This is a genomic window from Litoribrevibacter albus (assembly GCF_030159995.1).
In the GTDB taxonomy this organism is placed as follows: domain Bacteria; phylum Pseudomonadota; class Gammaproteobacteria; order Pseudomonadales; family Litoribrevibacteraceae; genus Litoribrevibacter; species Litoribrevibacter albus.
Window position 1 is genome coordinate 485,213 of sequence record NZ_BSNM01000003.1, and the last position, 22,630, is coordinate 507,842.

General features: G+C 43.8%; 20 protein-coding genes and 2 tRNA genes. 18 read left to right on the plus strand and 4 right to left on the minus strand.

Annotation, left to right across the window (positions count from 1 at the left end):
- The first annotated feature begins 141 nt into the window (after positions 1-141).
- The 12 genes from QQL66_RS03920 (at position 142) to QQL66_RS03975 (ending at position 12,119) form a co-directional block, all read left to right on the plus strand.
- On the plus strand, positions 142-1,581 hold the full coding sequence (locus QQL66_RS03920; protein WP_431356885.1) for a glyceraldehyde-3-phosphate dehydrogenase: 1,440 nt from the start codon (positions 142-144) through the stop codon (positions 1,579-1,581).
- Between the two features lie 286 nt (positions 1,582-1,867).
- Positions 1,868-3,205, plus strand: a complete 1,338-nt coding sequence (locus tag QQL66_RS03925) for a Na(+)-translocating NADH-quinone reductase subunit A (RefSeq protein ID WP_284378984.1) — start codon at positions 1,868-1,870, stop codon at positions 3,203-3,205.
- Between the two features lie 2 nt (positions 3,206-3,207).
- Entirely contained in the window at positions 3,208-4,404 is a 1,197-nt protein-coding gene (locus QQL66_RS03930) for an NADH:ubiquinone reductase (Na(+)-transporting) subunit B (protein WP_284379008.1), read from the plus strand.
- Entirely contained in the window at positions 4,394-5,185 is a 792-nt protein-coding gene (locus QQL66_RS03935; RefSeq protein ID WP_284379010.1) for a Na(+)-translocating NADH-quinone reductase subunit C, read from the plus strand. Before QQL66_RS03930 ends, QQL66_RS03935 begins: the two co-directional genes overlap by 11 nt.
- 3 nt (positions 5,186-5,188) lie before the next feature.
- Positions 5,189-5,848: an NADH:ubiquinone reductase (Na(+)-transporting) subunit D gene (locus tag QQL66_RS03940; RefSeq protein WP_284379013.1), complete on the plus strand. Its 660-nt coding sequence runs from the start codon at positions 5,189-5,191 to the stop codon at positions 5,846-5,848.
- Positions 5,848-6,462: an NADH:ubiquinone reductase (Na(+)-transporting) subunit E gene (gene nqrE / locus QQL66_RS03945; protein WP_284379016.1), complete on the plus strand. Its 615-nt coding sequence runs from the start codon at positions 5,848-5,850 to the stop codon at positions 6,460-6,462. Before QQL66_RS03940 ends, nqrE begins: the two co-directional genes overlap by 1 nt.
- Positions 6,463-6,488: 26 nt before the next feature.
- Entirely contained in the window at positions 6,489-7,718 is a 1,230-nt protein-coding gene (gene nqrF / locus QQL66_RS03950) for an NADH:ubiquinone reductase (Na(+)-transporting) subunit F (protein ID WP_284379019.1), read from the plus strand.
- 84 nt (positions 7,719-7,802) lie between these two features.
- Positions 7,803-8,846, plus strand: coding sequence for an FAD:protein FMN transferase (locus tag QQL66_RS03955; protein ID WP_284379022.1), 1,044 nt, complete (start codon positions 7,803-7,805; stop codon positions 8,844-8,846).
- 127 nt (positions 8,847-8,973) lie between these two features.
- Positions 8,974-9,210 (plus strand): (Na+)-NQR maturation NqrM, encoded by a 237-nt coding sequence (gene nqrM / locus QQL66_RS03960; RefSeq protein WP_284379025.1) that lies wholly within the window; start codon positions 8,974-8,976, stop codon positions 9,208-9,210.
- 89 nt (positions 9,211-9,299) lie between these two features.
- Positions 9,300-10,694, plus strand: a complete 1,395-nt coding sequence (gene sthA / locus QQL66_RS03965; RefSeq protein WP_284379028.1) for a Si-specific NAD(P)(+) transhydrogenase — start codon at positions 9,300-9,302, stop codon at positions 10,692-10,694.
- A gap of 224 nt (positions 10,695-10,918) precedes the next feature.
- The gene (locus tag QQL66_RS03970) at positions 10,919-11,194 is read left to right on the plus strand and encodes a PA4642 family protein (protein ID WP_284379030.1); all 276 of its coding nucleotides are present in this window, start codon (positions 10,919-10,921) and stop codon (positions 11,192-11,194) included.
- A gap of 103 nt (positions 11,195-11,297) precedes the next feature.
- Positions 11,298-12,119, plus strand: coding sequence for a mechanosensitive ion channel family protein (locus tag QQL66_RS03975; protein ID WP_284379033.1), 822 nt, complete (start codon positions 11,298-11,300; stop codon positions 12,117-12,119).
- Between the two features lie 63 nt (positions 12,120-12,182).
- Here the strand turns inward: QQL66_RS03975 and tal are convergent, their stop codons facing one another.
- A complete protein-coding gene (gene tal / locus QQL66_RS03980; protein ID WP_284379035.1) occupies positions 12,183-13,136 on the minus strand; it encodes a transaldolase in 954 nt (317 codons plus the stop codon).
- A 90-nt stretch (positions 13,137-13,226) separates the two neighbouring features.
- Positions 13,227-14,216 (minus strand): tRNA dihydrouridine(20/20a) synthase DusA, encoded by a 990-nt coding sequence (gene dusA / locus QQL66_RS03985; protein ID WP_284379037.1) that lies wholly within the window; start codon positions 14,214-14,216, stop codon positions 13,227-13,229.
- Between the two features lie 215 nt (positions 14,217-14,431).
- On the opposite strand from dusA, the gene QQL66_RS03990 reads away from it, so the two are divergent.
- The 5 genes from QQL66_RS03990 to QQL66_RS04010 all read left to right on the plus strand — a co-directional run bounded on the left by QQL66_RS03990 (position 14,432) and on the right by QQL66_RS04010 (position 18,944).
- Positions 14,432-15,985, plus strand: a complete 1,554-nt coding sequence (locus QQL66_RS03990) for a DUF3369 domain-containing protein (RefSeq protein ID WP_284379039.1) — start codon at positions 14,432-14,434, stop codon at positions 15,983-15,985.
- Between the two features lie 127 nt (positions 15,986-16,112).
- The gene (gene gltX / locus QQL66_RS03995; protein ID WP_284379041.1) at positions 16,113-17,609 is read left to right on the plus strand and encodes a glutamate--tRNA ligase; all 1,497 of its coding nucleotides are present in this window, start codon (positions 16,113-16,115) and stop codon (positions 17,607-17,609) included.
- 112 nt (positions 17,610-17,721) lie between these two features.
- Positions 17,722-17,797: transfer RNA gene (locus QQL66_RS04000), tRNA-Ala, on the plus strand.
- Positions 17,798-17,827: 30 nt separating this feature from the next.
- Positions 17,828-17,903: transfer RNA gene (locus QQL66_RS04005), tRNA-Glu, on the plus strand.
- 339 nt (positions 17,904-18,242) lie between these two features.
- A complete protein-coding gene (locus QQL66_RS04010; protein WP_284379043.1) occupies positions 18,243-18,944 on the plus strand; it encodes a GGDEF domain-containing protein in 702 nt (233 codons plus the stop codon).
- Between the two features lie 88 nt (positions 18,945-19,032).
- Here the strand turns inward: QQL66_RS04010 and leuA are convergent, their stop codons facing one another.
- Complete coding sequence (leuA, locus tag QQL66_RS04015; protein WP_284379045.1) at positions 19,033-20,748, minus strand: 2-isopropylmalate synthase; 1,716 nt, start codon at positions 20,746-20,748, stop codon at positions 19,033-19,035.
- 389 nt (positions 20,749-21,137) lie between these two features.
- Here leuA and QQL66_RS04020 point away from each other — a divergent pair, with 389 nt between their 5' ends.
- Positions 21,138-21,611 carry an Lrp/AsnC family transcriptional regulator gene (locus QQL66_RS04020; RefSeq protein ID WP_284379369.1) on the plus strand — a complete coding sequence of 158 codons (474 nt, stop codon included), beginning with the start codon at positions 21,138-21,140 and terminating at the stop codon, positions 21,609-21,611.
- A 3-nt stretch (positions 21,612-21,614) separates the two neighbouring features.
- Here the strand turns inward: QQL66_RS04020 and QQL66_RS04025 are convergent, their stop codons facing one another.
- The gene (locus QQL66_RS04025) at positions 21,615-22,376 is read right to left on the minus strand and encodes a TlyA family RNA methyltransferase (RefSeq protein ID WP_284379046.1); all 762 of its coding nucleotides are present in this window, start codon (positions 22,374-22,376) and stop codon (positions 21,615-21,617) included.
- Positions 22,377-22,630 lie beyond the last annotated feature (254 nt).

Here is a 22,630-nt window from a genome sequence, read left to right on the forward strand (position 1 = left end):
AGATATTAGGCGAGTTTGTTGGTTCAAATTAGTCTAAATTAGCAGCTCTGATGGATTGGATTCATTTACCTAAATGCTTGGTCTCAAAGGGTTTGATTCTAGGCTTAAGTCGCTTGTTTAAAAGGTGCCGTCGTGACTGATATCGCAGAAACTCATTTTTCTGATTGGAAAAATCGTGAAGAAATAGCAGAAACTATGATCCCGCTTGTGGGTAAATTAAGCCGTGATCGTAACGTTATTGCTACGGTTTATGGTCGCTCTCTAGTAAATCGTTCTGTAATTCATATCTTAAAAGCACATCGTGCAGCTCGTCGTATTGAGACTTCTGAGTTGTCAGTTGCGGACAGTTTGAAAGTAGTTCAAGCAATTCTTGAACTTGGTATCCGTAATGCGCGTATTGATATTGGTAAGCTTGGCTATCGTTTGAGCAAGCAACCTGAAGGCACTGATGCGGTTGAGTATGTAAAAGCTGAGTTGTCTGAGTTAGGCGATACTTCTAATGTTAAACAAGAAGGTCGTGATGTTGTTCTTTATGGTTTCGGTCGTATTGGTCGTTTGTTGGCTCGTATTCTTATCGAAAAGGCAGGCAGCGGTGAGAACACCCGTCTACGCGCAATCGTAGTTCGTCAAGGTAAAGGTAATGACCTTGAGAAGCGTGCGAGCTTGTTGCGTCGTGACTCTGTGCACGGTTCTTTCCAAGGTACGATCACTGTTGATGAAGAAAACTGCGGTATCATCGCAAACGGCAACTTCATTAAAGTAATCTACTCAAGTGCTCCTGATACAGTTGATTACGAGTCGTATGGCATCAAAGACGCGATCATCGTGGACAACACTGGTAAGTGGCGTGATGTTGAAGGTCTTTCTTTGCACCTTCAGGCAAAAGGCGCTTCTAAGGCGATTCTGACTGCACCTGGTAAAGGTGACATGAAGAACATCGTTTATGGTATCAACAGTGACTCTATCGAAGAGTCTGATAAGTTGATCTCTGCGGCTTCTTGTACAACCAATGCTATTACACCTGTTCTGAAAGCAATTAACGATGAGTTCGGTATTGAGCATGGTCACGTTGAGACTGTTCACTCATACACTAACGACCAGAACTTGATTGATAACTACCATAGTGCTGATCGTCGTGGTCGTTCTGCGCCACTAAACATGGTTATCACTGAAACGGGTGCAGCGAAAGCAGTATCCAAAGCGCTTCCAGAAATGGCTGGTAAGCTGACTGGTAACGCGATTCGTGTTCCTACTCCAAACGTTTCTATGGCAATCCTGAATCTTTCTCTTAAGAAAGAGACAACGACTGAAGAGATCAATGCGTATCTACGTCGTACTGCTTTGTACTCTGAATTACAACAGCAGATTGACTATGTTGATTCTCCTGAAGTTGTATCTTCTGATTTCGTTGGTTCTCGTAAGGCAGGTATCGTTGATGGTAAAGCAACGATCGTGAATGGTGATAAAGCTGTTCTTTATGTTTGGTATGACAACGAGTTTGGTTACAGCTGTCAGGTTGTTCGCATTCTTGAGCAAGTTGCTGGATGCAAATTCCCTGAATATCCGTTGGATAAAAAGTAAGCAATAGCATGAAAGGGGCTTAGTTAGTGTAAGCCCTATATTCTGCTAGTCTTAAAGGCCATAAGCTGGATGCAGCTTATGGCCTTTTTTGTTGGTTGTTTAAAAACTGATCTTCGCCATTGATTTATAACAAAAATAGTCAAAGGAGGTAGTGTAATGCTGGTTTCCTTTCGCTATAATTTCGCAGATTTTTGGGTGGGGGAAACCCCGAAAAGTATACTAGCGTGCTAAATACTCACGTAAGAAATGAGTACTAGCGAGCTTTGATGAGAGACTTGGCAATCGAATGATAAAGCTAAAACGTGGCCTTGATCTTCCCATCTCTGGAAGTCCAGAGCAGTCTATTCGTCAAGGAAATGCAGTCCGCACAGTTGCTGTAGTTGGTTTCGACTACAACGGCATGAAACCTACTATGGACGTCCAGGTTGGTGATCAAGTTAAGTGTGGTCAGGTAATTTTCTCTGACAAGAAGACTCCAGGAGTGCTATACACTGCACCCGCTTCCGGCAAAGTGGTTGAAATCAACCGTGGGGAGAAACGAGTTCTACAGTCCGTTGTGATCGAAGTTGATGGTGACGATTCTGTAGAGTTTTCGAAATACAGTGATTTTGCAAGCCTAACCCGTGAACAGGTTCGGGAAAATCTTGTGAACTCTGGCATGTGGACAGCATTGCGTACTCGTCCATTCAGTAAAGTGCCAGAAGTAGGCTCTGTTCCTGCGTCTATTTTTGTTCAGGCGATGGATACAAACCCGTTAGCTGCCGATCCACAGGTGGTTATTCAGGAAAAAGCAGACGCCTTTAAAGCTGGCCTGGAACTACTTACTAAACTGACTGACGGCAAAGTGTTCGTTTGTCAGGCTGATGGTGCAAATACACCTGTACCTTCTACAGCACAAGTACAGTTGGCTAGTTTTGCTGGTCCTCACCCTGCAGGTTTACCGGGAACTCATGTTCACTTCCTTGACCCAGTGGGCGCGAATAAAACAGTCTGGACGGTTAACTATCAGGAAGTCATTGCGATTGCTAACTTATTCTCAACGGGTCGTTTAGACGTTGAGCGTGTTGTTGCTCTTGCTGGTCCTCAAGTGAAAAAACCAGGCTTGGTTCGTACGCGTGTTGGTGCCAATGTTTTCGACCTGACGGCTGGTGAATTAGACGGTACAAATAACCGTGTGATCTCTGGTTCTATATTTGGTGGTCGTGCGACTCGTGGTCCTGTTAGCTATCTTGGTCGTTACCATACTCAGGTTTCTGTACTTGAAGAAGGCACTAATCGTGACTTCATGGGATGGTTGTCTCCTGGTAGCAAACGTTTCTCGTTGTTGAATATTTACCTGTCTAAGTTGGCTCCAAGCCGTCTGTTCAATTTCAACACCAATACTAATGGTAGTGAGCGCGCGATGGTTCCAGTCGGCCTTTACGAGAAAGTAATGCCTTTGGATATCCTACCAACTCATTTACTTCGTGCTTTAGCCGTTGGTGATACTGAGCAAGCGCAATTATTAGGTGCATTAGAGTTGGACGAAGAAGATTTGGCACTATGTACTTTTGTTTGCCCTGGTAAGTATGAGTACGGACCAATCTTGCGTGATAACTTAACCCGAATTGAGAAGGAGGGCTAATCGTGAGTCTTAGAGGATTCCTGGACAAGATCGAGCCTCAATTCCATAAAGGGGGCAAATACGAGAAGTGGTATGCGCTTTTTGAAGCGGTAGATACCATTTTCTATTCACCTGGTAGCACAACTAAAACGACAGCTCACGTACGTGATGGTATTGACCTTAAGCGTATGATGATTACTGTATGGTTCTGCTTATGGCCTGCGATGTTCTACGGAATGTGGAACATTGGTCTTCAAGCAAATACTGCTATCGCAGCTGGAACAGGTACTGGGCCTACTGATTGGCATGCACTGTTCTTTACTGGTCATGATCCTGCCAGCATGTTAGATAACTTCATGTTTGGTGCTGCTTATTTCCTTCCTATCTACCTGGTGACTTTCGCTGTAGGTGGATTCTGGGAAGTGTTGTTTGCAATGACTCGTGGTCATGAAGTTAACGAAGGTTTCTTTGTTACTTCTATCTTGTTTGCGTTGATTCTTCCACCATCAATTCCTCTATGGCAGGTTGCTTTGGGCATCAGCTTTGGTGTGGTAATTGGTAAAGAAGTATTTGGCGGCACAGGTAAAAACTTCCTGAACCCAGCACTAACTGGTCGTGCATTCTTGTTCTTCGCTTATCCTGCTCAAATGTCAGGTGATGCAATCTGGACTGCAGTTGACGGTTTCTCTGGTGCTACGCCTCTAGGTTTGGCGGCAACAGGCGGTGTTGATGCTATTTTGGCAAGCGGCGTAACTTGGGTTGATACTTTCTTCGGTAACATCCAAGGTTCTGTAGGCGAAACTTCGACTCTGATGCTATTAATCGGTGGTGGTGCATTGCTACTGACTGGTATCGCATCATGGAGAATCGTTGCTGGTGTAATGATCGGTATGGTCGCTACTTCGTTGATGTTGAACAGTGTTGGTTCTGAAACTAACCATATGTTTGCATTACCTTGGTATTGGCACCTTACTTTGGGTGGCTTTGCTATTGGTATGTTGTTCATGGCGACAGACCCTGTATCTGCGTCAATGACCAATAAAGGTAAGTGGTATTTTGGTGCTCTGATTGGCTTTATGGTTGTGTTGATCCGTGTGGTTAACCCTGCATTCCCAGAAGGCATGATGTTGGCGATTCTATTTGCTAACTTGTTCGCACCGTTGATTGACCACTTTGTCGTACAAGCAAACATCAAGAGGAGGTTAGCGCGTGTCCAGTAATAACGATACGATCGGTAAAACTATCACAGTCGCACTTCTTTTGTGTATTGTGTGTTCTGTTGTGGTTTCTGGTGCTGCAATTCTTCTTAAACCAGAACAAGTCGCAAACAAAGCGTTGGATATGCAACGTAATATTCTTGCGATTGGTGGTTTGGCACAGCCAGGTGAAAGCCTGACTAAAGCTAAAGTTGAAGAGTTGTTTGGTCAGATTGAGCAAAAGTATGTTGACCTGAATACAGGTAAATTTACTGATGCTCCTTTCCCTAATTACGATCAAGTAAAGGCAACAAAAGATCCTAAATTCTCTGAAGTAATTCCTGCTGATCAGGATATTTCTTCTTTGAAGCGTAAAGCCAACGTCGCTACTGTTTATAAAGTGGTTAGCGGTGAAAGTGCAGGGCGTTTGATTCTTCCTGTGAGTGGTTATGGCCTATGGTCAACACTGTATGGCTTCGTTGCTCTTGAATCAGATCTGAATACTGTTGCTGGTCTAGGTTTTTACTCTCACTCTGAAACTCCTGGTTTGGGTGGTGAAGTAGACAATCCTCGTTGGAAGAAAATGTGGATTGGTAAGAAAATCTATGATGAGAGCGGTAACGTTGCAGCAAAAGTTAAAAAAGGCATGGTTAACCCTGACGTCGCCGTTGAAAAACAGCATCAGGTTGATGGCCTTTCAGGCGCAACACTTACCAGTAAAGGTGTAAGTAATCTGATTAAGTTCTGGTTGGGTGATAACGGTTTCGCATCATTCCTGAAGAACTACAAAGCAGGGGAGGCTTAATCAATGTCTGAAATTAAACAGGTATTGACTGAACCAGTCGTAAAAAATAACCCGATTGCACTTCAAATTCTGGGTATCTGTTCAGCACTTGCTGTAACCACGTCTCTGAATGTTGCTCTTGTTATGAGCGTCGCCGTAACCTTGGTTACAGCGTGTTCTAGCTTAGCTATTTCAGTTATTCGTATGCACATCCCGAACAGTATTCGTATTATTGTTCAGATGACCATTATTGCTTCTTTAGTAATTGTGGTAGACCAAATGCTGAAAGCATTTGCTTATTCAACGAGTAAGCAGCTATCGGTATTCGTTGGTTTGATCATTACGAACTGTATCGTAATGGGACGTGCTGAAGCGTATGCAATGAAAAATGGTCCGGGAATGAGCTTCCTGGACGGTATCGGTAATGGATTGGGTTATTCTGCAATCCTTATCCTGGTTGCGTTCTTCCGTGAGCTATTCGGTGCAGGTAAATTGTTCGGTATCGAAATTCTACCTTTGGTAACTGAGGGTGGTTGGTACAACCCGAACGGTCTATTGTTGCTTCCTCCTAGTGCGTTCTTCCTGATTGGCGGAATTATCTGGGTACTTCGTACTTATCAAAAAGATCAGTTAGAAAGTGCCGAGTATAAGATTGCTAAAAACACGACTAAGGAGGCTTACTAATGGAACATTATTTAAGCTTACTTATTCGAGCTATTTTCGTTGAGAACATGGCGTTAGCATTCTTCTTGGGAATGTGTACGTTTATTGCAATCTCTAAGAAGATTCAGACGGCTATTGGTCTTGGTGTAGCGGTTGTTGTTGTATTGGCAATTACCGTACCGGTGAATAATCTGATTTATAACAACCTTCTTCGAGAAGGTGCGTTAACTTGGATTAGCCCTGAATACGCAACTGTAGATCTAAGCTTCCTGGGCTTATTGAGCTACATTGGCGTTATCGCGGCGATGGTTCAGATCCTTGAGATGGTGTTGGATAAATATATTCCTTCACTTTATAACTCCTTGGGTGTGTTCCTTCCTTTGATTACTGTGAACTGTGCGATCATGGGTGCTTCTCTTTTCATGGTGGAGCGTGATTATCAGTTCGGTGAAAGTGTTGTGTATGGTGTGGGTGCTGGTATTGGTTGGGCACTTGCTATTACTGCACTGGCCGGTATTCGTGAAAAGCTGAAGTACAGCGACATTCCAGAAGGTCTACGTGGTCTTGGTATCACTTTCTTCTGTGTAGGTTTGATGTCTTTAGGTTTCATGTCTTTCGGCGGTATTTCACTATAGTGTGTCGCTATAACGAGGGTATATAAATGTTAGAAACTGAAGTAATACTCGGCGTAGTGATGTTCACGGTTATCGTGATGGCGCTTGTGGCAGTTATTCTGTCTGCACGTGCTAAGCTTGTGAACTCAGGTGATGTCACTATTCTGATCAATGATGACCCGGACAAGGCAATGACTACCCCAGCTGGTGGTAAGTTGCTTCAAACTTTGGCCGGTGGAAACGTGTTCTTGTCATCCGCTTGTGGTGGCGGTGGTACTTGTGCTCAGTGTAAGTGTAAAGTGTTTGAAGGTGGCGGTGACATGCTGCCAACTGAAGCATCTCACTTTACTAAGCGTGAGGCTCAAGAAGGCTGGCGTCTTGCGTGTCAGGTTGCTGTTAAGCAAGACATGAAGATTGAAGTGGAAGAAGAGGTCTTTGGTGTTAAGAAGTGGGAATGTACGGTTGAGTCTAACCCGAACGTTGCTACTTTCATTAAAGAACTTACGCTTCGCCTTCCTGAAGGTGAAAACGTTGACTTCCGTGCAGGTGGTTATGTTCAGCTTGAATGTCCTCCGCACCATGTTAAGTACGGCGACTTCGATATTCCTGACGAGTATCGTGGTGACTGGGATCACTTCGGCATCTTTAAGTACGAGTCAATCGTTAAAGAGCCAGTAATTCGTGCTTACTCAATGGCAAATTACCCTGAAGAGCGTGGTTTGGTGAAATTCAATATTCGTATTGCTACACCGCCTCCAGGAACAGATCACCCGCCAGGCATCATGTCTTCGTACGTATTCAGTCTGAAGCCTGGTGATAAGATCACTGTGTACGGACCATTTGGTGAGTTCTTCGCGAAAGATACTGATGCGGAAATGGTATTCATCGGTGGTGGTGCTGGTATGGCACCAATGCGTTCACATATCTTTGATCAGCTGAAGCGTTTGAAGAGCAAGCGTAAGATCAGCTTCTGGTATGGTGCGCGTTCTATGCGTGAGTCCTTCTATAACGAAGAGTACGACATGCTGGCTGCTGAGAATGACAACTTTGAATGGCACTTGGCTCTTTCCGATCCTCAGCCAGAGGACAACTGGGATGGCCTGACAGGATTCATTCATAACGTTCTTTATGAGCAGTACTTGAAAGACCATCCTGCGCCAGAAGATTGTGAGTTCTACATGTGTGGGCCTCCAATGATGAACGCAGCTGTGATCAACATGTTAGAAAACTTGGGTGTAGAGCCTGAGAACATTCTGCTTGATGATTTCGGTGGTTAAGAAAAAGGGCCGCATTTGCGGCCTTTTTTATTTATCAATTTTTCAAATTTGATCATTTAATTTCTCCGGTCGTGTAGGTTCACCTTGTCTCAGAAGCATTTCTTAATCGGCTTTATTTTTATCGTAGCGATACTCTCATTTGGTATTTTTCAAAAGAATCATGAAGTTCAACAAACCGGGCCTGCAAAAAGCAGTTATCAAGGGCAAGCTATGGGCACCACCTATAGTGTTGTGTATGTGACTGATGGACAGGTTGAAGAGGGCGTCATCCATGCCCGAATTGATCAGGCTATCAATTTAGTTAATGATCAAATGTCGACTTATAAAACGGACTCGAACTTATCTATTTTTAATCAGAAACCGGCTGGTGCTTGTTATAAGTTTCCTCCTGACACCTATAAAGTGCTCGAAATGGCGATGGAAATTAGTGAAACCACTAATGGCGCATTCGATGTCACAATAGGGCCTTTGGTGAATTTGTGGGGATTTGGGCCGGATTACAGTGATCACACAAAACCGTCTGATGAATCAATTCAGGAACTCAAGTCGACTAAAGTCGGATTCCATAATGTGATTCTTAAAGGCGATAATCTAGCCTGTAAAGAGAAAGATGTTTATGTTGATTTATCTGCCATTGCGAAAGGGTATGCCGTTGATTTAGTTGCTGAAAATCTGGATAAGCTGGGTATTACGTCCTATTTGGTTGAGATTGGCGGTGAGCTAAAGGCGAAAGGCATCAAACCAAACAAAGAACTTTGGCATATAGCTATTGAGAACCCTCAGGCGGAAATGGGACGTTCAGTTCATAAAGTTCTTGAGCTAAAAGATTCGGGCATAGCTACATCAGGTGATTACCGGAATTACTACGAGGTTGATGGAAAGCGTTTCTCTCATACAATAGATCCAAAAAGCGGATATCCAATTGAGCATAACTTGGCCTCGATCAGTGTTTTACATGATTCGGTGGCGTATGCTGATGCCATGGCAACAGCTATGAATGTGATGGGGCCAGATAAAGCAATGGCTTTGGCGGAAAAACTTCAGCTACCTGTGTATTTGTTAGTGAAAGAGCCTCACGGCTTTGAAGTGAAAGCTACGGATTCTTTTATCCAGTATATAATTGAATGATACAAACTGGATTGGACTGTCCGATAAGCAGTACAATTCTTAGTCAGATAAAGTTGGTGTGAACTTCCACACTGTCTTGATCTCAAACAGAGCATATTAATTCGTTGAATGTGATATTGGTGAGTGTATGGAATTAATGATTGTTGCTTTTGTTGTCATGCTGCTTCTTGTTGCGGGTATGGCCATTGGGGTGATTATGGGCCGAGAGCCTATTAAAGGGTCATGCGGAGGCATGGCTGCATTGGGTATGGATACAGCTTGCGATATTTGCGGTGGTAATCCTGTCAAATGTGAAGAAGAAAATAAAAAGCAACGTGAAGCTGCTCAAGGTAAAGACGGGCAGTTTTACGATGCTTCCAAGTAACGTGTTGTTTCGCTCATAGAAAAACAAATACATAGAAATACGGCATGAACTAAAAAAGTTCAGGCATAAGGAAACACAGGGAAATATTAATGGCGGATTTATATTACGACGTTGTAGTTATTGGTTCTGGTCCTGCTGGCGAAGGTGCTGCGATTAATGCAGCGAAAAGTGGAAAGCGTGTAGCTGTTATTGAAATGCAGCAACAAGTGGGCGGGAACTGTACCCATAAAGGTACGATTCCTTCAAAGGCGTTGAGGCATGCGGTAAAGCAGATCATAACTTTTAACACTAACCCAATGTTCCGTGATATTGGCGAGCCTCGTTGGTTTTCCTTCCCTAAAGTGTTGAAAGGCGCTTCTCGTGTGATGCAAAAGCAGGTGAAGCTGAGAACGGAACATTACGCTCGTAATCGAATTGATATTCATTTTGGTCATGCTCGTTTTATCGATCAAAATACCATTACGGTGACTGGTGGTTCCAATACAGCTGATCGTCTTCACGCAAAGAACTTTGTTATTGCTACAGGTTCCAGACCTTGGCAACCACCAGGTGTGAACTTTAATCACCCTCGTGTGTATGACAGTGATTCTGTACTGGAGCTTCAACACACGCCGCGCACGTTGATTATCTATGGTGCGGGTGTAATTGGTTCTGAGTATGCTTCTATCTTTATGGGATTAGGCGTAAAGGTTGATCTGATTAATCCGGCCGACATTTTGCTATCTTTCCTCGATAACGAAATTTCCGATGCTCTGGGTTACCATTTGCGAAGCAATGGCGTGATGATTCGTCACAACGAGCAGTTTGAATCGCTTGAGACCTATGACAACGGGGTTGTTTTAAACCTTCAGTCTGGCAAGCGCTTAAAGGCTGATGCGTTCCTTTGGTGTAATGGTCGTTCAGGCAATACTGAAAATATGGGGCTTGAGAATATTGGTCTGGAAGCCAATTCTCGTGGTCAGCTGGAAGTTGATGAACACTATCGTACGTCGGTTGAGCATGTCTATGCAGCGGGTGATGTAATTGGTTGGCCGAGCTTGGCAAGTGCTTCTTATGATCAGGGGCGAGCAGCCTCTAAAGATATTGCTGAAGATCCTGAATTCCATTTGGTGACAGACGTTCCAACAGGTATTTATACCATTCCGGAAATTAGCTCGGTGGGATTAACTGAACAGCAGCTTACAGAGAAAAAAGTGCCTTATGAAGTAGGGCAGGCGCAGTTTCAGCATACGGCCCGGGCTCAGATTACGGGTGAAACAATTGGGATGCTTAAGATCTTGTTCCATAGAGAAACGCTGGAGATTTTAGGGGTTCATTGCTTTGGTGACCAGGCATCTGAGATCGTTCACATTGGGCAGGCGATTATGAATCAACCGGGTGAGTTAAACAGCATAAAGTATTTTGTAAATACGACGTTTAACTATCCAACGATGGCTGAGGCGTATCGAGTCGCTGCTTTGAATGGTCTTAATCGTATTTTCTAACATCGGATTGATGCCGATTCCTAAAAGCCTCTGACTAACCTCAGGGGCTTTTTTATGCGCTAATCCTTATCAGATTTACTTCTTTTTATATCAGTTTTTCGAGTAAGTAAGCGACTCATTATTTGTTTTGTTTATGATATGATGCGCCGCAATGAATGAATAAGTTTGTCGATGGCATAGAACACTAACAGTAGTCATCGAGCAATAATTAAGGTGAGTGAGATATGTTAAAGAAAGATAAGCAAAAGGTTTTTAAGGATGTCTGGAGTGATGACCATATCAAGTCATACTTGGAGCGTACTCCTTATGGTGATGAAAACCCTGATTTCTATGTATTGAACATTGCTTATCGTTATATGGTTGCAGATGACTTTGCGCGACTTGTTACGTTCTTCAAAGAGGCGGGTCGTGATGTTGATGCTGTTGGTCCTGAAGGCAAAAACATGAAGCAGCTATTGTCTGAGCATCCGAATAGTGAAGATTATCTTGCAGCTCTGTAAGGCTGAGATACACTAATCGTAAGAAAGGAGCGTTATGCTCCTTTTTTTATGCCTTTCGTTTTAAAGTAGTGTCAGGAATCAGCAGTGGTAGGAATCATTAGCAATGGATGAAGAATTACAACAGATTGAAAAAGCGTATGACTTAATAACAGAGTTTTTGGTGACCTACTCATTTCAGGTAGTAGGGGCCATTGTTATTTTGGTTGTTGGCTTTTTTGTTTCGAGATCTATTTCCCGAGTGATAGATAAATTCTGCCGTTCCAGGGGAATAGATGTCACGTTAAGTAAGTTTCTGTCCAATGCCATTCATATCCTAATTTTTGGCTGTTTTATCATTATCAGTTTAGGAAAGTTTGGTATCAGTATTGCGCCGTTTGTGGCTGCTTTGGGCGCACTTACTTTTGGTGTTGGTTTGGCATTGCAAGGGCCGGTTTCAAACTACGGTGCAGGGTTGGCGATTATTCTTTCTCGTCCATTTAAGGTCGGGGATACTGTGACCATCACTGAATATTCTGGCGTAGTGAAAGAAGTAAAGTTAGCCAATACACAGCTGGCTACGGAGGATGGAGAGATCATTACCATCCCTAATAAAAAGATCATTGGTGAAGTAATTCATAATTCTTTCAGCTATAAGTTGGCTGAAGTGGTTGTAGGTATAGATTACGCTGATGAACCACAAACGGCTATTGATGCGATTGTTGCAGTCTTGAGCGCTGCTGAAGGGGTGGCTGATGAACCGAAGCCCCAAGTAGGTATTGAAGGTTTCGGTGATTTTTCAGTGAATATCGGTGTGCGATTTTGGGTCCCGATGGAGAGTTATTTCGAGACCAAGTATCGAGTCAATCAGGGTATTTATGATGCAGTGAAAAGAGCTGGTATTACGATACCGTTTCCAAGACGCGACATTAAAATGCTCGATCAGTAGTTGGAATGTAAAACAAAAAAACGCAGCCATTTGGCTGCGTTTTTTGTATAAAAGTTTTGGAATCTAGGCCAGAGAGGCAATCTTTTGCTCAAGCTTGATTTGGTCTTTGGTAAAGTTCCGAATCCCTTCAGCCAGTTTTTCAGTTGCCATAGCATCTTCATTCATGGCCCAGCGGAAGCTTGCTTCATCGAAGTGAACCGCTTCCATTGGCTCGTATTGATCAGCAAACAGTTTCTGCTCAAGAGGTGCCGTGTCTTGTTCGAGCTCAGAGAGTAATGCCGGGCTAATAGTTAGGCGATCACAGCCGGCGAGTTGTTCAATCTCTCCTGTATTTCGGAAGCTTGCCCCCATAACAACGGTTTTATGGCCATGCTGTTTGAAGTAGTTGTAGATCTTGGTTACTGAAATAACACCAGGATCGGTTTCGGCGCTATAGTCTTCGCCTGTAGAGGCTTTGTACCAATCCAGGATTCGACCTACGAATGGGGAGATTAAAAAGGCATTTGCCTCTGCTGCTGCAACAGCCTGAGCGAAACTGAAGATCAATGTCAGATTACAGTTAATGCCTTCCTGTTGAAGAGCTTCTGCTGCTTTAATTCCTTCCCATGTGGACGCAATTTTGATTAATACTCGATCTTTTCCGATGCCATTTGCTTCATATAGCTCAATGATCTGCTTGGCTTTAGCAATGGTTGCTTGGGTATCGAAAGATAAACGTGCGTCTACTTCTGTTGATATGTAGCCAGGAATGATGCCTGTGATTTCTGAGCCGAGATCAACCCCGAATTTATCGCAAGCAAGCGCGACTTGTTGTTGGGCATCTGAAGCGTGGCCTTTTGCCCAAGCTAGTGCATTTTTAAGGGTGTCTTGATAGTGCGGTAGTTCAGAGGCTTTTAGCATTAGCGATGGATTGGTGGTTGCATCTACCGGCTTAAATAATTTGATTGCATCAATATCACCAGTGTCAGCAACGACTTGGGTCATTGCTTTTAACTGGTTTAATTTATTGTTTTCCATAACGAAACTTCTTTAGTAAATTTTGAATATTCTTACCCATACCATATTACAACTTGGTTACAAAGGTAAGGGAAGAATATCAATATCTGCTTAAAGTTGTTCCGGAACCATCTCTAGAGCATCGATAATCACTTCCAGACCTGCACCACGCTTAGGAGCATTTTCTGAAATATGGCGTCTGAAACGACGAGCACCTGGAACTGCCTGAAACATTCCAAGAATGTGTCGAGCGATATGGTTTAGATATGTCCCTTTTTCTAATTCAGCTTCTACGTAAGGGTACAATGCTCGAATAGCATCGTGACGAGAGACCTGGGTTGCAGAGTCATCTCCAAAGATACGCTGATCTACTTCAGAAAACATATAAGGGTTATGATAAGCCTCGCGCCCGATCATCACGCCATCAACTTTTGTCAGGTGTTCCTCAACTTCTTCAAGAGTCTTCACGCCGCCATTCAGTGAAATATGGAAGTCAGGGAATTCTTCTTTTAAACGGTAGACATAGTCATATTTAAGCGGCGGAATTTCGCGGTTCTCTTTTGGGCTCAAACCTTTCAAAATTGCTTTTCGGGCATGAATAATGAAGGTTTCACATTGGGATATATGATTGACGGTACCAACGAAGTTAAGAAATTCTTCATAGCTGTCCTGATCGTCAATACCAATTCTGGACTTAACCGTCACAGGAATGGATACCACATCTTGCATTGCTTTTATGCATTCACCCACCAATTCAGGCTCGGCCATCAAGCACGCACCAAAGCTGCCATTCTGCACTCGGTCACTTGGGCAACCTACATTAAGGTTGATTTCATCGTAACCACGTTCCTCTGCGATCTTTGCACACTCTGCTAAGGCTTTTGGATCTGATCCACCCAACTGAAGTGCAACAAAATGTTCTGCCTCATTGAATTTAAGGTGCCTCTCTCTATCGCCAAATAATATGGCACCGGTGGTGACCATTTCTGTGTAGAGGAGCGTGTGCTGTGTCAGACCTCTCATGAAGGTTCTGTAATGACTGGTTGTCCAGTCGAGCATGGGCGCAATGGAAACTTTACGAGAGTGATTAATGTCGTGCATAGAATTCTTTGAGATAACCAGAAAACAAGAGGCGGGAGTTTACCATTTTCTGCTTTTAGAGCCGATGCTTTTCTGAATCATTTGGCCTGAAAAATGTCAAAAATAGCAGTAAAGCCGATAAAGAGTGCTACTCTTATTGGATACATATCGAAAATCTAAACCAATGATAAACATATAGAAATGGTCTTATAACCAAGGTCGTTCGGGGGATGTAGATGAGCGAAGATGATTTACTTTTCATGGATGAAGAGGAAACCGAGTCTAAAGATGAAGTGGTACCCTGGAAAATTCTTATAGTTGATGATGAGGCAGAAGTACATGATGTAACGCGCTTTGCTCTTTCTGGTTTTGATTTTGATGACAAACCTCTGCTGTTTTTGGATGCGTATTCCGGTCAGGAAGCTCGTACCATTCTGGCTGAGAATCCGGATATCGCGGTCATTCTGCTGGACGTGGTGATGGAGTCCGAAGACTCAGGATTGAAAGTCGCTAAATACATTAGGGAAACACTGAATTACACCAGTGTCCGTATCATTCTTAGAACCGGCCAGCCAGGGCATGCTCCAGAAAAATCGGTGGTTCGTGATTACGATATTAATGATTACAAAGCAAAAACAGAGCTAACGGCTCAGAAGCTTTATACCTTGATGCTGTCTAGTTTACGCTCTTATCGAGATATTGTTTGTTTGGAAAAAAATAAACGAGGTCTTGAGAAAGTTATTCAATGTTCTCGCGGTATCTTTGAAAAACATGCCATGGACCAGTTTGTTGAAGGGGCACTTGAACAGCTTGTTTCCTTATTATTCCTGGATCACCAGCCAGAGCTTTATAGCTACGATGGATTGGCCGTCGAACTGAAGGATACAACGCGATTGAAATCGTTATGCAGTCACGGCAAATTCACAACTCGTGGTGATTTTTGTCTAAGTGATTTACCGGAAGATGTGCGATGTATCTTTAAAGAAGCCATATCTCAAAAAAAGAACATATTCCGAGAGAATGATTTGGTTGTTTACTGTGAAGGTAAGCGCCGAGCCATCTTAATGTACGTCGATGGTCATCACGTGTTGTCTGACCTGGATAAAGAGTTGCTGGATGTTTTCACTAAGAACGTAGTAACTGCGTATGAAAACATAGAAATGTACGAGAAAAACCAGCAGCGCACCGACGATTTGGTGGCTTATTTGGCTGAGTTAACTGAGTGTCGGAATCAATTTGTAGGTAGACATACTCAGCGTGTGGCGGCTATATCAGCCAAACTTGGGGAATATCTGGGATTAGCGCCTCAAGAAATTGCTGCGTTAAAAACAGCAGCGCCACTGCATGATTTTGGTAATTTGATGTTGCCAGAAGAGCTGTTACATAAAAGTGGTGCATTGACCGACGAAGAAATGACCAAAGTAAGAACGCACACTCAACGTGGTGCCGACATGCTTGCTCAGGCGGATCAGGAAATCCTTAAGCTTGCCGGTCGTATCGCACAGGACCATCATGAAAAATGGGATGGCAGTGGTTATCCTCATGGTAAGGCAGGCGAAGACATTCATATCATGGGACGAATTGTCGCCATAGCTGATGTATTTGATTTGTTGGCCTGCAAACGAAGCTATCGTGAGCCTTGGCCAATGGAAGATATTGTGCGGTATTTTGAAGATCAAAAAGGGAAGCACTTTGATCCGGATTTAGTCGAACTCCTTCTCACTCATCTTGATGAATTTATCAAGATAAGAGAAAAGCTGCCTGATCCTGAGAACATCTCGGATCAATAAAGCAAAAAAGTTTCTCAACATTCTCCACCAGTAAATGGAGTTAGCCGATAGCAAGGTTAACTCCATTTCTGTATCATTGCCGACGTATTTTATTTCCTTATTTTTCAATTAACCTTGAGATAGATTGATGACAGTTCGTACGCGTATTGCGCCATCTCCAACAGGCGACCCGCACGTAGGTACCGCCTACATTGCACTTTTTAATTTATGTTTTGCACGTCAACATGGCGGGCAGTTTATTCTTCGTATTGAAGATACTGACCAAACGCGTAGTACACAGGAATCTGAAGACCAAATCCTTGAAGCTATGCGTTGGATGGGATTGGATTGGGATGAAGGTCCGGATGTGGGTGGTCCACACGGTCCGTATCGCCAAAGTGAGCGTAAAGACAGCTACCGTCAGTATGCCGAAGAACTGATTGAGAAAGGTCATGCGTTCTATTGCTTCCGCACACCAGAAGAATTGGATGCAATTCGTGAGGAGCGTAAAGCAGCGGGTCTAAACCCTGGTATTAAAGGTGACTTAGAGTTGCCTGAGGCAGAAGTGAAGGCCCGTCTGGAAGCGGGTGATCCGTACGTGATCCGTATGAAGGTTCCGAATGAAGGTACTTGTGTTATTGAAGATCGTCTTCGTGGCACCATCGAAATCGATTGGTCTCAGGTAGATTGTCAGATTCTGTTAAAGTCTGACGGTATGCCGACTTATCACTTGGCAAACGTAGTAGATGACCACTTGATGGAAATTACTCACGTAATTCGTGGGGAAGAGTGGATCAACTCAGCACCTAAACATAAGTTGCTGTATGAGTACTTTGGTTGGGACATGCCAGAGCTGATTCACATGCCGCTATTGCGTAACCCGGACAAGAGTAAGTTAAGTAAGCGTAAGAATCCTACCTCTATCACGTTCTATGAGCGTATGGGCTTTATGCCGGAAGCGTTGACCAACTATCTGGGCCGTATGGGCTGGTCAATGCCTGATGAACGTGAGAAGTTCTCCTTGGCTGAAATGATTGAGAACTTTGATATCAATCGTGTTTCTTTGGGCGGGCCGATTTTTGACGTTGAAAAACTAAGCTGGTTGAACGGGCTATGGATTCGTGAGGAGCTTTCTGTAGAGCAGTTTGCCGATCGTATCCATAAGTGGGCATTCAATGAGAAAAACATCATGCCGATGTTGCCATTTGTTCAGGGTCGAATTAATGCCTTCAGTGATATTGCTCCGCTAGCTAATTTCATGTTTTCAGGTATGTTGCCTCTGGAAGCATCCTCTTTTGAGCACAAAAAGCTGGATGAAGACGCTGTGAAGCGTGTCCTTCAGTTCACTTTGTGGAAATTAGAGGCGCAGCGTCATTGGTCAAAAGAGAATATCTTTGCTGACATTAAAGCGTTGAGCAAAATTATGGATATCAAGATGGGTGACTTTATGCAGCCTATCTTTGTTGCCATTGCTGGAACGCCAAACTCTTGGTCCGTGATGGATTCAATGGCCATGCTAGGGCCAGACATGACACGCGCACGTTTACGTTATGCGTTGAATGAAGTGCTTGAAGGTTTCTCTAAGAAAGCGACCAAGAAAGTAGAGAAGGAATACCAGTCTATACTTTCACAAATTGAGGAATAATTGATCAGTTAAATACTTGTTAACTAAAGTTTTAACAAGTATTTAACTTTTTTGAAATTTTTCCTTGACTGAGGATGGGGGAATCACTAATATGCACCCCGTCCAAAGCAGTGGGGCCTTAGCTCAGCTGGGAGAGCGCAACGCTGGCAGCGTTGAGGTCAACGGTTCGATCCCGTTAGGCTCCACCAAATTAACTTTTTAAAAGTTAATTCTACTGCGTCCCATTCGTCTAGTGGCCTAGGACACCGCCCTTTCACGGCGGTAACAGGGGTTCGAACCCCCTATGGGACGCCACTTTCTCCCTCTGCTTTGTTTTCATTCCTACTTTTAAAATCCTTTTAAATTTCGATTTTTCAGAAGCTTTTTCTGATTTATACGATCTCGTTTTACGTTTCTGTTATCTGACATCTTTTCTTATTCCGCATTCGATTTTCAAATTTCAGCTTTTAAGTTTTGACCTTGCGAAGGGTTGAACTAAGTAAGGCGGAGCTTACTACCGTTTGTCCTAAGCAAAATCGTGACCCATTTCACATCTAGTGGGTGCTTCCTTATTTCTTTCAAATTTGCTCCAAGGAGTCTACAAATTCTTAACGTATCTTTACCCTTAACGACGGGTAAAAACTTGGAAGAACAATGAATACGTTAATAACTCGATTCAATGGGTTGCTGATTTCAAAACTGCATTTTCGTGTGTGTCTGATGCTACTGGCAGGACTCACTCCGATATCAACCATTCTTTACTACGATCAGGTGTACGCTGTAGCAAGTGTATCCAGCTTGGTCGTGAGTTACTGTCTGGTAGTGATCTTTTATCACTGCGATTACTTTGAGCGCCAATGCAGTCACCTAGCGAGAGAGGTTGTGAAAGACCCGCTGACCGGAGCCTACAATCGTCGATTCTTGATGGAAAAACTTGTGGAGTGCCTTTCTGTCTTTCGAAGAACCTTCGACGTTGCTTCAGTTATTTCTATCGATATCGATCACTTTAAGCATATTAATGATCAATACGGTCATGATGTTGGAGACGATGTGCTGTGTCAGCTGGTGTCTACTGTTCGGGCTCGAATTCGACATACAGATCGTTTATGTCGAGTAGGGGGTGAGGAGTTCATTCTGGTATTACCGTCCACCAATAAGTTTCAGGCGAGAGTTGTGGCGGAATCACTCAGAGAGCGTGTTAAGAAAACTGAGTTTGTAAACGGGCTGAATGTGACGGTTAGTATGGGCGTCTCCGAAGTGAAAACAGGGGATACGGTAGAGAAACTGATGAAGCGCTCTGATATGGCGTTGTATGAAGCGAAGCGATCAGGAAGAGATCAGGTTATTGCTTCGTAATTAAAGATCATGGACATTGAGCTGGGAAAAATAAAAGGCGAAGCATGGTGTGCTTCGCCTTTTCTATGGATGCCGGATTACTCGGGTTTTAGCTATTTATCTGCGTTTGCTCACGAACACTAGTGCTCAAATATTTATTCAAGCAGTTTAGAACAGCTGATAGGCTTGCTGTCAAAATGTCCTGATGGATGGCCGAGGCCTCAACAATCTGCCCATTAATTTGCGTTTGAATATAAGCAATGGCTTTGGATTCAGATCCGTGTTCCAACGCATGTTCATGGAACTCTTGAACATCAATATCCAAACCGATGAAGCTTGATAACGCGTGAGTGAACGCGGATACGGCCCCGTTCCCCTGACCAGTAATGGTTTTAATATCCTGGCCTTCGTGGATTTCAGCAGTGACTACATCTGATTCGCTTCTATGGATAGAATATTTATCCAAGGTATACGGCGAAGAGCAGGTCATATAGTTCTCATCAAATAGTGCTTTGATTTTAGCGGAATCAACAACGGTGGATGTTTTTTCTGCATGCTTTTGAACAATGCTGCTGAACCCAATCTGCATCCAACGTGGTAGCTGGATTCCGTAATCCAAATCCAGAGTATAGGCGACGCCGCCTTTGCCTGATTGGCTGTTCACTCGGATAACTTCTTGATAGTTACGTCCCAAGTCCGCAGGATCAATTGGCAAATAGGCAATGTCCCATGCATCGGCTGGATTATGCTGATCCAAACACTTCTTAATGGCGTCCTGATGCGAACCAGAAAAGGCTGTGAACACCAACTCGCCCGCATACGGGTGACGAGGATGAACAGGCATCTGAGTCGCTTCCTTGTAGACACGAACAATCTTATTCATGTCGGCCAAGTCCAGCTGTGGATCAATACCCTGGCTGTATAAGTTCATCGCCATGGTAATAATGTCCATATTGCCGGTACGCTCACCGTTACCCATCAGGGTTCCTTCCACACGATCTGCTCCGGCCATGACTGCAAGTTCGGCTGCAGCGACAGCACAACCCCGATCGTTATGGGTATGCACACTGATGTTTATCGAGTCTCGACGATCTACATGGTTACAGAACCATTCAATCTGGTCTGCAAACACATTGGGCGTCGCCATTTCTACCGTGGATGGCAAGTTGATAATGGCTTTGTTCTCGGGCGTTGGTTGCCAAACGTCAATTACTGCATTCGCAACTTCAACGGCATAGTCGATCTCAGTGCCGGTAAAACTTTCCGGTGAGTATTCGAATGTCCATTCTGTTTCAGGATAACGACTGGCGTATTCTTGTACCCATTTGGCACCTTGGACGGCGATGGCTTTAATACCGTCTTTATCTTGTTTGAAGACCTTTTCTCGTTGAACAGTGGATGTGGAGTTGTAGACATGTACAACGGCACGTTTCACACCTTGCAAGGCCTCAAAGGTTTTTTCGATTAAGTGTTCGCGAGCCTGCACCAACACCTGAACGGTAACGTCTTCCGGGATTTGGTTTTCTTCAATCAACCAGCGGACAAAGTCATAGTCCGGCTGTGACGCGGCGGGGAAACCAATTTCGATTTCCTTAAAGCCGACTTCAACCAACAATTGATACAAGGCTTGTTTCTGACTCACTGTCATAGGCTCGAGCAGGGCCTGGTTACCATCGCGAAGATCAACAGAACACCAGTGTGGTGCTTGTGAAATTACCTGATCCGGCCAAGTACGATTCTTCAGTTGAATCGGTGCAAACGGACGGTACTTTTGATGGCTAAAGCCTGATGTATGCGTGGTACCTGATGTATGTGCGCCTGACATTGTCTATTCCAGTGTTTTATCAATTAGGTGGTTATCGAGTCTTTCTTTATATGATTTTTTGGGTTCTTGCCAGGTTAGGTAGAGCTTACAGTCTCTTTGGTTTGAGCTGTTTCTGGCCTTCTTTCTTTTTGAGAAAGGACCCTGAGCGCGTTTCCATTCGCTCGGTCAATCTTTTGAATTGACGTTTCAGTACCCTCGGTCCTGGCGACCTGTCTGCTGGATCACAGCGTTGACGAAGAGAAGTATACGGCTGAGCTAGGGGTGTTTGGTTGCAAATGTGCTATTAATTCAATAACAAATAGCAATTAATCACTAAAATTGTTATATAATATAGCTAATAATTGTTTTGTGGTTCTTTTCTCTGAGATTTATGGGATGTTTTTGTTGTGATTACGCTAGATCGTACTGATAAGCGCATATTGGAAGAGCTTCAGAAAGATGGCTCGTTAAGTAATTTAGAGCTGGCAGAAAAGGTGGGCTTATCGCCGTCACCTTGTTCTCGGCGAGTGAAGCACCTAGAAGACACGGGCGTGATTGTTGGTAAAGCAGTTTTACTGAATGCGGAGACGCTAGGGCTAAATCTGACCGCGATTATTCAGGTCAGTATGGACAGACATACGCCAGATCGATTTGAGAACTTCGATCGAACGTTAGAAATGTGTTCGGAGGTCGTTTCGTGTTCTCTGATTACCGGCCAGGCAGCAGATTACTTGGTAGAAGTGGTAGTAACGGATATGGCTCAATATCAGGAGTTTCTGCTGAATAAACTAACGACGATTCCTGGCGTTACCGGAGTGCATTCCAGCTTTGTATTAAGAAAGGTCATTAATCGAACCTCTATACCGCTCGATCACCTGAAGTAGTGGTTATTTTTTGGTTGCCCAAATCAAAAACTCGCGGTTTCCGTCGCCACCTTTGATGGGGCTTTCTATATAACTGTTTATGGTTAACCCAAGCGAATCACAGTATTGGTAAATGTTTTCTTCTACGTCTTTGTATAAAGCCGGGTCACGGACGATACCGCCTTTACCAATGCCTTCTTTTCCAACTTCAAATTGAGGTTTCACCAGAGAAACCATGTGGCCACCAGATTTCATTACCGGGGCTAGGGCAGGGAGGATCTTGGTTTGGGAAATGAAAGAAACGTCCATCACGACGATATCAAATCCTTCTCTGTTGGTGGTATGAGGCAGGACTAAGTCAGGATCTAATTCACGAGCATTAATGCCCTCATATAAGGTGACTCGGTCATCGTTGCGGAGTTGTTCTACCAGCTGATCGTGGCCGACTTCGACACCAACCACATGTTTGGCACCTGCTTGTAATAAGCAATCGGTGAATCCGCCGGTGGAGCAACCAACATCCAAACCAATCATGCCGGTGACATCGATGTGATTGTCTTTGAGTGCGCCTTCCAGTTTTAATCCACCACGCGAAACGTACTTGTCTTCCTCATGCGCTTCGATTTCCAAAGGCTCTGAGCCTTCCAGTTTAAAGCTGGGTTTGGTGATGACCTTCCATTGACTACCGATTTGTACTCTTACTCGGCCTGAACCGATGAGTTTCTGGGCGTGAGTACGAGAATTAGCAAGGGATTGATCAACAAGGACAACATCAAGACGTTTCATAAAAGTAGCTTTAAGTTTGCGTGCTGTAGAAATTAATAAGTGATAACCACTAAATAGCCACTAATCCATAGCTGCTAATAAACAGCAGCTAGGAAAATGGTCTGGCCATTCTAACAGAATTCCTAAAAACCTTGCCCTAGAAACTTGAAATGAGGCGGCTGTCATCTTTCTGTCTTTTCTCTGACTTATTTCTGACATCAAACAAGGGTAGAAATTAACCGCTTTTAGATTAGAACGAACCGGTTAAAAAGTAT